The organism is Bacillus fungorum, from assembly GCF_002746455.1.
Classification (GTDB): domain Bacteria; phylum Bacillota; class Bacilli; order Bacillales; family Bacillaceae_G; genus Bacillus_A; species Bacillus_A fungorum.
The window spans coordinates 1-14,209 of sequence record NZ_NWUW01000020.1; the positions used below are offsets into that span (position 1 = coordinate 1).

General features: G+C 30.9%; 8 protein-coding genes and 4 pseudogenes. 3 read left to right on the forward strand and 9 right to left on the reverse strand.

Going from position 1 to position 14,209, the window contains the following annotated elements; translation table 11 throughout:
• The coding region (locus CO726_RS22250; RefSeq protein WP_245916713.1) for a transposase at positions 1-442 on the forward strand (442 nt) is incomplete at its 5' end.
• 199 nt (positions 443-641) lie between these two features.
• Positions 642-926 (forward strand): annotated as a pseudogene (locus CO726_RS22255) (spore germination protein); the annotation flags it as partial.
• 271 nt (positions 927-1,197) lie between these two features.
• On the opposite strand, the gene CO726_RS22260 reads toward CO726_RS22255, so the two are convergent.
• The 7 genes and pseudogenes from CO726_RS22260 to CO726_RS33025 form a co-directional block, all read right to left on the reverse strand.
• Positions 1,198-3,180, reverse strand: a complete 1,983-nt coding sequence (locus CO726_RS22260; protein ID WP_136699818.1) for a methyl-accepting chemotaxis protein — start codon at positions 3,178-3,180, stop codon at positions 1,198-1,200.
• A gap of 1,191 nt (positions 3,181-4,371) precedes the next feature.
• Positions 4,372-4,606 (reverse strand): annotated as a pseudogene (locus tag CO726_RS22270) (hypothetical protein).
• Between the two features lie 1,558 nt (positions 4,607-6,164).
• Positions 6,165-6,713 (reverse strand): fascin domain-containing protein, encoded by a 549-nt coding sequence (locus CO726_RS22275; protein WP_099685716.1) that lies wholly within the window; start codon positions 6,711-6,713, stop codon positions 6,165-6,167.
• A 455-nt stretch (positions 6,714-7,168) separates the two neighbouring features.
• Positions 7,169-7,511, reverse strand: a pseudogene (locus CO726_RS22280) (putative mucin/carbohydrate-binding domain-containing protein); the annotation flags it as partial.
• Positions 7,512-7,834: 323 nt separating this feature from the next.
• Positions 7,835-8,440 carry a hemolysin II regulator HlyIIR gene (gene hlyIIR / locus CO726_RS22285; RefSeq protein WP_016080734.1) on the reverse strand — a complete coding sequence of 202 codons (606 nt, stop codon included), beginning with the start codon at positions 8,438-8,440 and terminating at the stop codon, positions 7,835-7,837.
• A gap of 385 nt (positions 8,441-8,825) precedes the next feature.
• Positions 8,826-10,064 carry a hemolysin II HlyII gene (gene hlyII / locus CO726_RS22290; RefSeq protein ID WP_099685717.1) on the reverse strand — a complete coding sequence of 413 codons (1,239 nt, stop codon included), beginning with the start codon at positions 10,062-10,064 and terminating at the stop codon, positions 8,826-8,828.
• 302 nt (positions 10,065-10,366) lie between these two features.
• Positions 10,367-10,768 carry an N-acetylmuramoyl-L-alanine amidase family protein gene (locus CO726_RS33025; RefSeq protein ID WP_099685718.1) on the reverse strand — a complete coding sequence of 134 codons (402 nt, stop codon included), beginning with the start codon at positions 10,766-10,768 and terminating at the stop codon, positions 10,367-10,369.
• A gap of 782 nt (positions 10,769-11,550) precedes the next feature.
• Between CO726_RS33025 and CO726_RS22300 the strand changes: the two genes are divergently transcribed.
• Positions 11,551-12,804, forward strand: coding sequence for a sensor histidine kinase (locus tag CO726_RS22300; protein ID WP_099685719.1), 1,254 nt, complete (start codon positions 11,551-11,553; stop codon positions 12,802-12,804).
• A 211-nt stretch (positions 12,805-13,015) separates the two neighbouring features.
• On the opposite strand, the pseudogene CO726_RS33030 reads toward CO726_RS22300, so the two are convergent.
• A pseudogene (locus tag CO726_RS33030) lies at positions 13,016-13,207 on the reverse strand (beta-channel forming cytolysin); the annotation flags it as partial.
• A 177-nt stretch (positions 13,208-13,384) separates the two neighbouring features.
• Entirely contained in the window at positions 13,385-14,062 is a 678-nt protein-coding gene (locus CO726_RS22305) for an MgtC/SapB family protein (protein ID WP_099685720.1), read from the reverse strand.
• Positions 14,063-14,209 lie beyond the last annotated feature (147 nt).

Genomic DNA, 14,209 nt, shown 5'->3' on the forward strand with positions numbered 1-14,209 from the left:
AGAGAAACTGCCAGCCACAGAGGTGTATGCTTTTTATTCATTACGATGGCAAGTAGAAATTCTATTTAAAACATGGAAATCTATATTTCGTATTCATGTAAGTAAAAGAATGAAACTAGAACGATTTCAATGTCATTTGTATGGCCAACTTTTACGTTTATGTTTAGTCGCAAGCGTTACTTATCAAATGCGAAGGCTTTTATGGGAGAAACAAGGAAAAGAAATGAGTGAGTTGAAATGTGCTTATATGGTGCAGATTTATCTAAAAAAAATACACGCCGCCCTTTTTTATACTGTCCAACATCCTGTTTCAGTGCTCAGCAGGCTCTTTCAAGATATTAGTAAGAATGGTAGAAAAGCACGGCGGTATAAAAAAAGAACACCGTTTGAGATCCTAGGCTTAATAGGGAAATCAACGGATCAACTTCCAATGGCTTCATAAAAAATAGGTACCATAGGAAGTTCTATTTGAGTATGTCCAAAATACAGGATTGTATTCAAAGATTGTAAAAAAAGTGCCTCTATTTTTTTGCTCTCAATTAATAATTTTTATTCCTAATTTATTTAAATTAGTGAATAAAATTCCATCATGTAAAAATAATAAATACAATTAATCGTTATATATTAAAGAGGTGTCAATTTTGTCCTTAAATGAAGAGACATTAGAAACTAAGACAGATAAACCTATTGAAAAGATCCAAACAAGTAACTTAAAAGAACTTAAAAATACACTAGATAACATCTTTGATATTAGTGCAGATTTGATTGAACATCCTTTGCAATTAAAAACAAACACGAATATTTTACTATATTATTTTGAAGGCCTTACAGATGGTATCGCATTAAAAAGCAATGTTGTTACACCATTATTACAAGAAGTAAATGAAGACAGTCAAATATTTAATTCTAATATTATTGCTACTCATGGACATTACCCTGCTCCTTCATAGTGTTGGCGAGTATGGTGGTGCACCACCATACATTTAATGTAAATGTATTTAAAAACCCTCCAAATGGAGGGTTTTTAAATACCGAAATATGAACTGCACTTTTTCTGTAGCTTTCTTCTTTTTAAAATAGTTAATCTTTTTATGAAATATATATAGAAAATACATACTATAATTATTTACTATGATATAAAATTTTAAATTCCCACTCTTTAACACGCTTTCTAGTATTATATCCTAGAATCTGAATTTATATCTTAAATCCACCAATTAACTCTTGAAGTTCTTCCGCCATCTGTGCTAATTGTATTGCTGAAGAATTTATCTCTTCCATAGAAGCATGTTGCTCCTCAGACGAACCTGCTATCGTTTGCATACTTGAAGAATTCTCTTTCACAGCCATAGATATTTGATTAATTGATGTATCGACTTTCATTGCATCACTTGTCATTTTATTTGATAGTTCCGCCATACCATGTACTTTTGACACAATATCATTTGCAGATTTTGAAATTTCATAAAAACTTTGTTTTGTATCATTTGCAACCTGAATTCCCGACTGCACTTCAACTCCTACTTCATTCATAGCTTTTACAGTCTCATGTACATCTGCTTGTATTTCATTAATTAAGCTTCCAATTTCCATTGAAGATTCGGATGATTGCTCCGCTAACTTCCTAACTTCATCGGCAACAATTGCAAATCCACGCCCCTGTTCTCCTGCTCTAGCCGCTTCAATTGCTGCATTTAATGCTAATAAATTTGTTTGTTCTGCAATACTTTGAATTGCTTCTAATATACTTCCGATTTGCTGCGATTTCTTATCTAATAATTTAATTACACTATCGGATTGAGAAACAGAATGATGTATAGATTGCATTTGCATTACAGTTTGTTCTACTAATTGTTCTCCTTCATTAGCCTTCTGTTTTGTATATAAGGATGAAGTCGATACTTCGGAAGCATTATCAGCTACGTATTGAATGTTTCGTGTTACCTCACCAATTAATTTTGCTCCAGACGTAACTTCATTATTTTGAACTTCTGCACTATTTGAGATTTCTTCCATTTCTTTTGTAATTTGTTCTGTCGCAACACTCGCTTGCTCTACGCTTGCAGTTAGTTCCTCAGATGAAGCAGCCACATGTCCTGCAGATGTGTTAATTCGAGAAATTATATTACGTAACGACTCTGCCATTGTATTGAAACTACCACCTAATTGACCAAGTTCATCCTTTGAACGAATATCTATTTTCTCAGTTAAATCTCCCTGACTAATTCTTTGAGCTGAAATAACTAATTGTCTTAGTGGATTAATAATAGATTTAAGAATGAAGAAAATGACAATTCCACCTAACAACAATGAAGCCCCTATTATAGTGAGCGTTTTATAAAAAATAGGATTGGTAGCCTCTTCAATTTCTTTCATAGGCATTATGCCAGCTATTTTCCAACCTGTTTTTTTGTTTATCTTAAAGCTTATGTTTCGATCTTCACCATTAAGGCTATAAGTAATTAATCCAGCTTCTTTCTTATAAAGTTCATCTGCTAAAGATTTATCTAATTTCTCACCAGGTTTTAGCGATGGATGAACAACTATAGTTTTATCTTGGCTTACTATAGATACATAGCCTTGCTTTCCAATTTTTATCATTTTAGAAGTTTTTACGATATCATCAATATTCAAGTCCACACCAATGACACCACTTTTGTCTGCATTTTGCTTTGCAATTGCTATTACCATATTTCCTGTAGCCTTTGATTTATATGGTGATGAAACAATAATTTCTCCATTGGCTTTTACTGCATCCTTATACCAACTACTTTCTAATGGATTAAACCCTTCTGGTATTTTTCCAACAGGTGCATGAATAAATTGATTATTACTGGATGCCGTATAAATTGTTTCTATTTCTGGATGTAACTGTATATATTGATCAAATTTACTCTGTACATTTTGCGATTGGTCAGGATTATAATCACCTTGTGTGAGTACCTTTGCAAAATGAGTTACATCTATATGTTTATTTTCTAATTCATTATCAATAATTTTATCTAAAATACTTACATTATCTTTCGCGGTTTGTAGAATTGTTTCATTAAGATCTGTTTTCGACTCATCATAAGATGTTATTCCCACGATAAGACTAGGTATAATTAATATTACTATAAATGCCATAGACAACTTCGTTTTAAGCTTTATTTGTCCCATTCTTTCTTTTATATTAAACACTAGATACTTCTCCCTTTCATTTTTACTACTGATATAGTTTATTTAAATTTTTCTCCTTTATTTTTTCTACATATATTTACAATACCATTCGAAATGAAACTACTATTACATCCTATTATCTGTACTTTCTTATTATGCGATTTATATTTCACAGGCAGCGTTTTATCTATCCTCCTTTCGAATATGTTATCTTTCCATATTCAGCAATTCTAAAACTACGAATTGTTCCCAATAAAATGGATGAAATATATACTTCATTTAACAGATATTATTTGACCTTGATTGGATAAAAAGTTTAATTTAGGGCTATTCAAATCGAATGAAATCCTTACCATAATAAATTCTCTAAAACGTAACTACGTAAATTTATTCTTTGCATGATTATGTTTAACAGCCTTTGAACCATTCTAAATGCATCACTTTATTTATGAATCATTTACTGCGGCCGATTTTGTTGTAAAGGATAACTAAACCATAAATTCTAAATAGGAGAATAAAATAAATTGGAGAACTTCATTGTAACACATATACATAAGTTATAGATATAAAATCCGATAATATATTCCTTTTTTTATACTAAATTAATAATTTAGTATAAATTTTATTTCTACAGAAGAATCTTTCCCTATATGCAATATTACATATAATCTACCTTACGTAATTTGTTATACTATGCTTGTGGATTTTTCATCCAAAATTCCACCCAAATGCATATTGATGAATATGCCACCCTAATTGCTGAAAGTGAGAAGAATGAATAACATTCTTCTCACTTTCAGCAATTAGGCTCTGTTAATATTGATTATTGATAAAAAGTATTAAATAAGGGAAGACACCTTAGAGTAGGTACTTCCCTTATTTGTTGATTATTCACATTCAAATCTAAAATAGGTATTTTCTAAGCCTATTCTTTGCTTTAATGTTTTGCCCAAAGCATAATTATTTGGTAATTCTTTTTCAACGACACAAATAATATAACTTGCTTTTCCTGTTGTTAAATTAGTTACTTGTAAGTAGTTAGTGTCATCAATACTAAACCTTCTCAAAATAAGACGGTCTGTTTTTTCATAAACTTAATTATATTTCCCCATAACCTTTTCCTCTCTTCTCTACATTTTCTGTGAGCTGGATTTCGTTACATACACAAGAAAAGTAATTTCCTCTTCTTTATTGTATATTTTAATAAGAATTTCACCTACTAACACCATTATAATCATGTGTGTAAAAGTCATATCCTGCCTTAATACCTTTTTCTATTACAACCAACGTAAATCCTAAAGCCACCCATTTTTAAAAATAAAATATTTGTAAGGTGATTTATCATTAGCTCATATTTTTGAATGTATACAGCCATTATACAAGCAACAATATTAGTCGCAATGCCAAAGGCAACCACCACTCCCAAAACCCTGTCCGAAAGCCCCACTCCTGATTCAGTCCCTTCCTAAATAAACATCCTTTTCTTTAATTCGTTCCTACACCCTATTCAAGGTATGCTAAATTATCCTTGTCTGATGAATATCTATTTATCTTTTCATATAGAGCAAACAAAATCTTTACTCATAATTTTTTCTTTATTAGACAAACTATGTCTAAGCCGTTTGAACTAGCGGCTTCACTCTTCTGGTAATGGGATAGCAATTTATTGAATTGACTAACTCATTCAATTCACTGGCACCGGCAGGCAACAAAATAGTTGTCTGCCATTTTCATGTATTCTTTTTCTAATTTCATTACAAACCAAGTTTGTGCTGTACTAATTTCAAAAAGGATGGAATTTCATTTTTGAAAATGTAAAAAAGATAAGGTCCTGGCTACTTTTGGTATAGAACTTTCTCTTTTCACATATACTATTTTTGAATCTTTTTACCAATACGTGTCCTATTGGTGTCTTGAATTCCTCCTAAAAAGGGCGGCAGATACGACTGCATGCCTTTTTTATTTACGTGGCTGTTCTATATTCAATTAAAAACTAAAAATGTAATATTACATATTTTTTTAAGCTTAGATTATGTTAAAATTTACTTCATAATCGAATTATGGTTTCGTATCTAATTCAGCAATATGTGAACTGTATACCTAAAGAAAAGATACCCAAAAGGTATCTTTTCTTCTTTTAATCTAAAAAACATTTTTCCTTTTCAGTAAGATCCCATTATCCCTCTAATCTAAACCTCGTATCTAAAGGCAATTTGATCACGTTACTCAAGAGTTTTCATCTATATCAACATGCTCATAGTTTCTAATTCCAAATCAAATTTCCAGCACTATATTTTCTTTCTTGTTCTTAATTTTGTCAAAATCCTCTTTTAGCTATACAAAAAATATATGCTATTATGATTTTAAGAAACTATGCGTTCCCTTAACCCTGTATCCGGCCCTGTACTTTTTACAGGGTCTTTGTTTATTTTATTTACTTTTGTTTAACATATAAGAGTTAATACACACCCAATTTCAGTTAAAATCGTTTAAATGTTAGTTAGGTTTTGAAATGATATAACTATAAGCTTTTTTACAAATGAAATCGAATATTAGACATATATTACTGACTTGGGTCTATTGTTAGATTTTCCAATGTATACTGCATTAAACATTCATTAACACTATAAAAACAGTGTTAACTATATTAATTGAATATTAGTAATAGTAAGTATAAATATTCTCAATTTACTATATCTTACATTTATGTAAAAATAGATGTATGTTAAGCTTTTTCAAAATCTTTCCCCTAATAAAGATTTGAAGTAGCATTTCATGATTCTCCTTACTGTTAATATGCCTTGAAAAAGAACCCAATAGGGTTCTTTTTCTTCTCATTACACCCTCAGCAAGTCCTCATTTAACATGCAAAAAGGACTGCTAATTACTTGCAGCCCTTTTACACGTTAATATACACTTGTATTAAATACTTAACACTTTATTGTATTAGGCATTCATACAAACTAAACATGCCATTATCACTTAGATATATAACACTTCAAAATTTAAAGGTATACAATAACAAATCTTTCCCAGCTTCCAGCTACATAACTAGTAGCTGTTAATTCTCTACCGCCATTTGCTGATATATATCTACCATTACTTAGCGCTTGTAATACATATATCCTATTGTCTCCACCATTATATAAGATAAACTTTTCCCATGCCCCAATTGATGTACGATCTGCTACTACTCTACCATTTGGCTCAAACGAAACATACTTCCCATTACTTTTAGCTTTTAAAGCGTACGTATATAATTCCCCAGTCGGAATTAATTCGAATTTCTCCCATTCATTAACTACATTACGATTTGCTATTACATTTCCCGAAGGCTCAGCAGAAACATATTGTAAATTTGCTGCCTGTATAGCAACTGTCCAACTTCCATTAAATAAATTCACACCTTTTAGTAAACCTGCATTTGATTGATTGGCTGCCGATGCATTATTCGATGGTGTTATCATCAAAATCAATAGAACCATTGGCAACACCATTAAAACTAACTTTTTTAAGATTGTTTTACCATTTGCATGAGTTATGAACCTCTTCATTTCCATTCCTCCCTTAATATATATAAAGCTTATATACATCATACCAAATATGTAAAATATTGTAATGAAATAACAGATTTATCAACAAATACCTTACTATTCTGTTTCTTTTTTCTCAAATCTATTGCCTCTAAACATAGTTTTATTCTCAAACATAGTTTTTTAATTATTTTCCCCTCATATATTAAATTATTCCTATATATCTATCCAAACTTTACTAGCATTATATGCATCTAGACCAACTATCCGTTTAATTATCTTTTGATTTATAACTAACAGCTTCTAACTTTAGCATATTATTTGTGCTACCTCGTTTTTTTGGAAAGAATCCTACAATTAATAACGCCAACATCCATGCCAGTATGAGCACTATATTTATTTTAAATAAAAGCCAAATAGCCGTTCATAATGAACGACTATTTAGCATCTAACTAATAATTTGAATGTTCTCCATGTTAATCTATTTTGTTTAAACCCGTTGAAGTAACTTGATAGGTTCTTTTTTTGCCTATATATTCTATTATTCTCAAGGTTAATAAGTGTAGCTCGTGTCTTTTCCTTTACTGCTTCCCCTTCTATATGGGTAAACTCAATGTAATCCCCCACTTTTACGGGAACAGTTTGGCTTTCAGCAGTTTGTTGTCTATTTCCCACTATTTCCTTATTGTACACAACACTACCGGATGAATTCTGTACTTTAATACTTGCATACGTATTATTAAAGTAAGAATGTGCTACGCCAGCTTCTAAATTCACCTGCATTTTCTCTGTTGCCCTATTATAGTCTACTTCACGAATGAAATTGATCACTTTTTGATAAAATCTGTTTAAATCTGCTGTCGTTTCTCTGAAAACAGAATACATATGACGTTGGATTAACAAATTCTTCTACTCTGTAAAATGTATTTAGTCGTCAAGCACAAGACACTAAAACATATTTGAGAACTCACAATCTGACTCGTTTGGTAATAGAACGAGTGCCGTATCTGCTATATGCACTGGATACGGAGTCGTGATGGCACACCGCAATCTTGCACGTCAGCGATACTAGAAATAGACTTCGCCTTTGGTAGCAAGAATCCCACTGACATTAGTCAGCTTGTCGCTTTAGCCGTGGAGTGTCAAACGTTAGGTTTATCTGTTAATGCAGTAACAATCCTGTTCACTAAGTCTTCTGGCATCCATTCATGATTTGTATCATTCGTTTCATTTGGCCCTAAAGAATCAATAAACTTTTTAAACTTTGGAAATAAAACAATAGAAGTGATCCAATGTATCGTATGATTTATGGAGAAGAAATGAAAAACTCCTTGCTTTTCACCCTCCTGTAATATTTCTTTTAACTGTTCAAAATTACCTATGAAATACGGTTTAATCTTTTCTAATCGTGCACTTTCCTTAATAATCTCCTCATATGCCAATGATCCAATTTCAGGGTTCTCTTTTATATGTGTAGTAAAAACCGTTAAATATTCTCTAAGGGCATTGATAGGATCAAATTGATTCTTCTCAAGAAAATTGGGTAGCTCATTAGCAAGACCATATTTCTTAAATACCTCATAATATAGGTTTTCTTTCCCATTAAAATAGTAAGAGGCCATAGCAACATTCACTTTCGCTTCTTTTGCAATTTCTTGTATGCTCGTACCTTCGTAGCCACGCTCTCCAAATTTTTTCTTAGCAGCCTTTAAGATATTTTCCATCGTCTGCTCTCGAGATTTCCCCATTTCACACACCTCAAATAGTATATATTTCACTTCAAAAACCCAATAAGGACTTTGAATAGAGTATCTTTTTAATGAAATTTAATTATATATTTAAAGTGGTAACTTAACAACCGATGAAGTTCTGATTACTTTAAACAATATCCCCTTGCGTAGCATCAATAGCTTTCAAATACTTTACGCTCTTTTCTAATTGAGTAAAAGAATAGACAAAAAACATCTAATTTTATCTTAATTTCGTGTGCGAACAAAAAAATAATAAGGACCAAAGTTTATCTATTTTATAGATAAACTTTGGTCCTTTCGTTACATTATACAGATTTAAAATAAACCAGTATACACGTATCTTGATGAGATAATTATCCATTAATCGTCCATCATTTACTGACTAGATCTGTTTAATCTCGATATAAGGTCCTTTAATGTTTAACTTGTTAATATCATTTGAGATATTACCTACAGTTGTTTTTTCATTAAACGTATAGACCTTTTCACCATTTACAAAGATACCCCAATTTTTATCTTCGTAACTGATACCATAACCGGCATCACTAGATGTCGCTTTGAGTTGATTTCCATTCATTGAAAAAGATAATTTCCCTTTTCCTTTGTTAATTTGGTTATTCACATTGTTGATACTACTCATTTGTTCTTCAAGGGCTTTTTGGTTATCAGGAGTAACTTGATGGTTTTTCCAGTCTAATTTATAGTTGTTTGTAAAGAACTCATTATATGTATCCTTATTATTTGTTCCCCACCATTTTGAACTTACCCATTCAATATTGTACTGATCTGAAATTCTACGATTTGTTATTTTTAAATCTGATGTAGCTTCTGTTTTATCAGCAGTAATAACCGCTACTACATTAGGAGAAAAACCATATCCTGTTAGAGCTGGTACTGTATCTTTTGAAACAAAATTATTCGTTCCTTCATTATAACTACGTGATTTCATAAATAGTTGATTACCATAAAAAGTATTGAATGAATCCCGATTATAAATTCCCCACTCTGGGAAATTAAACGATTGGAATCCTACTTTCCAATTTAATTTTTTATCTGTGTGAGTCTCTAATACCGTTTTATAGTCTACTTGATCATAAGATACACTTTCTTTCCAAGCAAAGCTACCTGTAATACTTGCATCAGCATTTGGCCCTTTATCATTTACCCCAACTTTAACACTTCCGCCAAGTGTATACCCTACTTCAGAAGTAACCTTTGCTGAAGTCATTGTATTCACTGGGGCAGCTTTATGAAATTGAGCGCTATCACCACTTGTTATTTCTGCTTCCGTATGATACGCCGATGGCCATTTTAAACCTGCGTTATAGTATCCGCCATTAATTGTATATTTAGCATCTATATTACTACCATCAGTAGTAACAATTGCAATCTTTTTATCTGCGTAAGGATCCTCAATAAAAGAAACCTTTATTGAATTTTTAATATTCTGCTTCATGTCATAAGTAGTTTTAAAACTATTATAGACTTTTCCACCATTTTGAAGATTTTCTACAGTTCCTTTAGAATCTGCAAATGCAGATGTTGCTTGCAAACCAAGTGATCCAGACATAATAACGGACGCTACCGCAACACTTTTAGCTATTCCTTTTGCTTTTGTCATACAGACAGCCACTCCTTCTTAAACATTTAATAGATATAAACGTATTATTTTTAGCTCTCAATACTAGAGATAGGTTCATAACATTACAATGTAGAAATTTATTAATCTTTATGACAATAACTATCAACAATTGTTTTACTAATTTCCATCTCTTTTTTTACTGATAACTATTATCAATATTATTAAAACACAGAATAACGATTTAAACAAGTGTTTTAAATTTGCATTTAAAATATTTGTTTAAAAAGGCACAAAAAAATTATATAATTCTTTATTTTGAGAATTACTATATTTTCATTTACCTATTGAAACCTATATTCAGATACATTATTCACTTTCCATTCATAATAATCTAAAATCCCCTCATAAATAGCTTCTGCTGCAATCTGCCTTCCGTTTTCTGTAGATAACTTACTGTAATCGATACCATTATCTATAAAAGCAAGTTCCGTTAACACAGCTGGCATGTCATTTTCTCTTATAACATGAAAATCTCCATGTTTAACGCCTCTATCACGTGTTTGAAGAGCCTCTCCACTATAATCCATTGTTTGGGTTAATAATATGTCTGCAGGAATATGTTTAACTACATGAATTGTATCATTCATTTTATGTACTTCTTTAGCATAAGTATTATTCCCTAACACACCGAGTGTTAATGCTGAAATTACTCCATAACTAAGCACTAGTTTATTAAACTTCATTTTAAGTTCCCCCTTGATGTTTGTATTCTATTACTATCATACATTCTTTTTTAAGTACGCTTTTATGTAATAATTCATATCTTTAAACCTATATATTTTAGCTTTACACATTAATGGTTATTGAGAAACTGACCTAGATAAAGCTACAGTATTATGCTTCATAAAAAATAACATGTAAATTTGAGGCCACTGAAAAAGTCCATCTAATAAGAAAAAGGAGACCACCACCTACTGTATACAGGTGATGGTCTCCTTTGTTTTTTCTATATATTGATAAAATACACGTTGTTTTTTCAAAGCAATCACTTTTTCAGTGCCTTCGTAAATTTCAAGGTCTTTTTCTAACAAGAATTCATACGATTGAGTACCAAAACACCCAAATAAATAGCGTTTCCATTTCTGATAAAATACACTAATAAAAAATTTCGAAATTTTTACTTTGTAATTCGATAAATTCCATGTTATTATAACGCGAAGACTGCAATATAGCGGTTACCATATATATTTATTTCACAGAATATTCACACCCGAAAACATTATTTTACCAGTAACTCAATTCCAATCATACCTTTACAAAAGTTAGTTTCTAATTTCATATATATTAATTTAAATAGAATTTTTATCTATTAGTTTTTCTATCTTCCCTATTCATTCCAATACAAGCAATATAAAAGTAATTTTCAAGTACAATTCCTTTTTTTAGATAGAAAACTTACTTATACCAAACATCTAAGTTTAACTCATACATAATCCAATATACAAACTATCGGAGATGCAAAACTATGGGAATTTCTACTCTTTTATTAAATACCTTTATTATAATAATTTGTATCCTTAGCTATCATGTATTTTGTCTAGAATTTAAAGAAAAAATGACATGTAATAATCTGTTATTTTTCATCCTTTCCTCTATTGCTATTATTTTTTGTATGACTTTTCCTTTTCATTTACATGCTGGGTTTATTTATGATTTACGTTTTATTCCTATCATATTGGTTTTTCTATATGGAAATACAAAAAACATTGTTTTTATAGGAATTTTATATCTTTCTTATCGATTTTACCTAGGCGGAAATGGCGTTCTTCCATCATTTATTATCTTTACTATTATTTCTATTATAACAATGCTCTTTCGTTACTTATTACCTATGTATGTTAAAGAAAAAAAGATATTATTAAGCTTGCTTCTTATTTTAGTATGTACAACTTCACTTTCTATCTGCGGTATTGTAACTCAAATAAATACAGGTGGTAAAATAGACTCTACTCTCATAGAATTTTTATTAAATTATATAATCATTAATATTTTCACAGTACTATTATCAGTGTATTTAATAGAGGGAATGATTGAGAAATATAAAATGAAAGAAAAGCTGCAACGGGCTGAAAAATTTTATATAGCTAGCGAACTAGCGGCGTCCATTGCACATGAAATCCACAATCCACTAACCACGGTACATGGATTCACTCAATTGTTAAATGAAAAACACGATTCTAAGCTACCTCAGAATCAGTACTTAGAAATCATGTTAATTGAAATGCAGCACATACAATCTACGATTAATAACTATTTATCTTTAACAAAACCACAGAACACCCTAAAAGAGAAAATAGATATTAATCACATTTTAAATCAGGTGAAAGATACTATTTCACCACTCGCTCTATCATACAAAGTTGAAATCAAACAAAATAGTACAGATTCCTTTTATATAAATGGAGACCCCGAAAAATTCAGACTCTGTCTAAACAACATCATACAAAACGGAATTGAAGCCATGATAAATGGTGGAGTATTACAAATAAATATACAGAAAATAAAAGGGAATATTATAATCGATATTATTGATTCAGGGGTTGGAATGTCATCTCAGCAAATAAAACGAATTGCTTTACCATTCTATTCAACAACAGAAAAAGGGACTGGACTTGGTACCATGATTGCTTATAGCATTATTAAAGAATTAAACGGAGATATAGAGATAGAGAGTGAATTAGGTAAGGGAACACGCTTTTCTATTAGTATCCCCTGCTAATATGACAAAGTTATTTAAATGATATTTTTTTTGCTACTTGACTCATTAATCACCTTGATTTTGTGAATGATTTAAAAATAATAAGTACCAGAGTTTATCTATTTTTACGGATACACTCTGGTACTTTAATTAAATCCAACATACATAAATTGTATTACTTTACTCACATTTCTATGAAATAATAATTCATAGACTGTATCTTATTTACTGATTAGATCTGCTTAACTTCACGATAAGGTCTCTTGATACTTGATTTCTTAATATCATTAGATACATTACCTACATTTATTTTTTCATTTAAAATATTAACCTTTTACTATTCATTAAGATACCAATTTTCATCTTCATAACTGATATTGTAACCTGCATTACTTGATATAGGTTTAAAATAATTTCCATTCATTGGAAGATGATTTCTCTTTTGCTATTTTACTTCTACCGTATAATTACCTGTTCCCCCGCCATACTGATACACATGTATCCATGCCTAGCAAAATTAACACTTGACTTTATGTGCATTTTATATCAAAAAAGATAGATAATAGCGAAATTCCTGCTACATCTATCATCGTTTTCAACGCTATGATTTTAACTTTATAAACGTAACTTCCGGTAAGGTTTGCATATGCTGAATAAACTCATTCTTTTCTTCTGACGATATATTTTTCAGTTGCATCCCTACCTTATAAACAGTTTCTTTACCTTGCTGTGAGGCTTCCACTTCATATGAAAGTATTGGAATGCCTTTCACTTGTAGTGTTTCTAATATTTGTTGTACTGCTTCATGTTTATTTATACACATTTGCACCGTTATATTTTGTGGAAATATAAATTGCACCTTAAAAATACGACTTACAATCTCTAAACCAATTAAAACGAGAATCGTCGCTCCAATTCCTACTACATACATACCAGCACCAATTGCTAATCCAATTCCTGCTGTGGCCCATAAACCAGCTGCTGTCGTTAATCCTTTCACCGCCTGCTTTTGAATAATAATTGTCCCTGCACCTAAAAACCCTACACCACTAACAACTTGTGCTGCAATACGGCTTGGATCAAGTGCCATATGTTCTTCATTCATAATATCTGAAAAAGCATATTTCGAAACGACCATTATTAATGCACTCCCTACCGCTACTAGGAAATGTGTTTTTAATCCTGCTTCTTTTGATCGAATTTCCCTTTCAATACCAATTATTGCTCCTAACAAACCCGCAACGCCGATTCGTATAATTAAATCAAAATTTGCACTCACGAGCCCTTCCCCCTTTCATTCATTATAGATAGATAAAACAAAAATTATCACACACATCCACTTATCGATATGAAGGAATTTCACTAAAATACACTTAATACTCCGACCATTTTATGTTAATATTTTAAATATTAACATAAAATAAAC

What these genes read in the sequence shown, in the direction of transcription:
- CO726_RS22275 (WP_099685716.1), bottom strand. Translation starts at nt 6,713, where the DNA reads ATGAAGAGGTTCATAACTCATGCAAATGGTAAAACAATCTTAAAAAAG.
- hlyIIR (WP_016080734.1), bottom strand. Translation starts at nt 8,440, where the DNA reads ATGGGGAAATCTCGAGAGCAGACGATGGAAAATATCTTAAAGGCTGCT.
- hlyII (WP_099685717.1), bottom strand. Translation starts at nt 10,064, where the DNA reads ATGACAAAAGCAAAAGGAATAGCTAAAAGTGTTGCGGTAGCGTCCGTT.
- CO726_RS33025 (WP_099685718.1), bottom strand. Translation starts at nt 10,768, where the DNA reads ATGAAGTTTAATAAACTAGTGCTTAGTTATGGAGTAATTTCAGCATTA.
- CO726_RS22300 (WP_099685719.1), top strand. Translation starts at nt 11,551, where the DNA reads ATGGGAATTTCTACTCTTTTATTAAATACCTTTATTATAATAATTTGT.